2 protein-coding genes are annotated in these 2,122 nt (G+C 33.0%); both read left to right on the top strand.

Features of this window, described 5'->3' with window-relative positions; genetic code table 11:
- The coding region (locus tag J6Y29_00875) for an ankyrin repeat domain-containing protein (protein MBP5426444.1) at positions 1-622 on the top strand (622 nt) is incomplete at its 5' end.
- 231 nt (positions 623-853) lie between these two features.
- Positions 854-2,122, top strand: a 1,269-nt coding sequence (locus tag J6Y29_00870; protein ID MBP5426443.1) for an ankyrin repeat domain-containing protein, incomplete at its 3' end; no start/stop codon positions are given.

Below are 2,122 nucleotides of genomic sequence, written 5' to 3'. Positions count from 1 at the left end.
TTGTGTATATTTCCTCCTTATGATTTTTAAGAAATTCTGTCAAATAGCTTTTCTCAACGCATTCTTCAAATGTTTTGAGAAATATCTTTTTAGTATCCCCATTATAAAGATTCTTATTTTTATCAAGAATCTTACAAAAGCATTAATAGCCAATGGAGCCGATGTAAATATTAAAGATAGTATGGGATATACTCCATTACATTGTGCAAGTAATGCAGATATTGCAAAAGTGTTAATAGAAAATGGAGCCGATGTGGATGCTAAAAGTGCTAGAGAGCACACTCCATTGCATCGTGTATTATTTGATGGCGATTTAGAGATTGCAAGATTATTAATAGAAAATGGAGCCGATGTAAATGCTAAAAGTGATGATGGATTTACTCCATTACATTGTGCAAAAAATGTAGACATAGCAAAATTATTGATAGCGAATGGAGCTGATGTTAATGCTAAAAGTGATTGTGGAATTACTCCTTTGCATTGGATAGATGATGTGGAGATAGAAAGATTATTAGTCGAGAATGGAGCCGATGTAAATGCTAAAGATGATGATGGAAGTACTCCAATTGATATAGCTCGTGAACGTGGTAATAAGGATGATATAGTACAATTATTAAGCTAAGTCATATGAGAATGATGAATGCTAAAAATACATACATATATTATTCTTTTGCTAAATTAGCTAAAATTATATATGTATGTATCTATGAATATTGTGCAAAATAGAATAGTGACATTTCATTTACATATAATATAATTAACCTGAAACATGATTGAACCTGAAAACGAAACAAAGACAAGAGAAACATATCTAAAAAAGTAGGGTTTGTGTACAAGTAGGAGGTTTAGTATTATGAAAAAAGGATTTTTGAGAATTTTGTGTTTTGCAATGCTGTTGTTTTGTGGATTGCAAACAGTAGGTTTTTGCAAACAAATGAGTGCTCAACAAACTAGTATAGTGAAAAAGGATGAAGCAAAAGACAGAGAACTTTTTGATGCTATAGGGAATAATGATTTGAAAAAAGTAAAAGAACTAATAGCCAATGGAGCAGATGTGAATGCTAAATTTGAAGATAAGGGTGGATGGACTCCATTGCATTTTGTGGGAAATGTAGAAGTTGCAAAATTATTAATAGCAAATGGTGCTAATGTTAATGCTAAAGATGTTTATAGTGATACTCCGTTGCATTGTGCAAAAAATGCTGAGATAGCAAGATTATTAATAAAAAATGGTGCCAACGTTAATGCTACAGATAATGGTAAAGAGACTCCTTTGCATAAGGCAGCATGGAACAATACCTGTGATGTGGTTAAAGTATTAATAGAAAATGGAGCCGACATTAATGATACAAATATATATGGAGAGACTCCTTTGTATAAGGCATCATATTATGGCAATTTAGAGGTTGTAAGATTATTAAAGAATGCAGCAAAAGATCTTGAACTTTTTAATGCTGTAGGGGATGGTGATTTTGAAAAAGTAAAAGAACTAATAGCCAATGGAGCAGATGTGAATGCTAAATTTGGAGATGAATGGACTTTATTGCAGTGTGTATCATTTAGTAACGATTTAGAAATAACAAAATTATTAATAGCCAATGGAGCCAACGTTAACGCTAAAGATGAAAATGGATGGACACCATTGCATGGGGTTAAGGATGTAGACATAGCAAAATTATTAATAGAGAATGGTGCCAACGTTAACGCTAAAGATGAAAATGGATGTACTCCATTGCATTGGGCAGAGGATATAGACATTGCAAAATTATTAATAGAAAATGGTGCCAACATTAACGCTAAAGGTGCTTGTGGATGTACTCCATTGTATGGGGCAGAGGATGTAGACATTGCAAAATTATTAATCGAAAATGGAGCCGATGTAAATGCTAAAGATGTTTATGGATATACTCTATTGCATGGGGTGGAGGATGTAGACATTGCAAAATTATTAATAGCCAATGGTGTGGATGTGAATGCTAAAGATAATAATGGACGGACACCATTGCATTATGCATCAGTTGATGGTGATATAGAGATAGCAAGATTATTAATCGAAAATGGAGCCGATGTAAATGCTAAAGATGTTTATGGATATACTCTATTGCATGGGGTGGAGGATGTA

Source organism: Clostridiales bacterium, assembly GCA_017961515.1.
In the GTDB taxonomy this organism is placed as follows: Bacteria; Bacillota; Clostridia; order Acetivibrionales; family RGIG10202; genus RGIG10202.
This window is presented reverse-complemented; position numbering and strand designations above follow the sequence as displayed.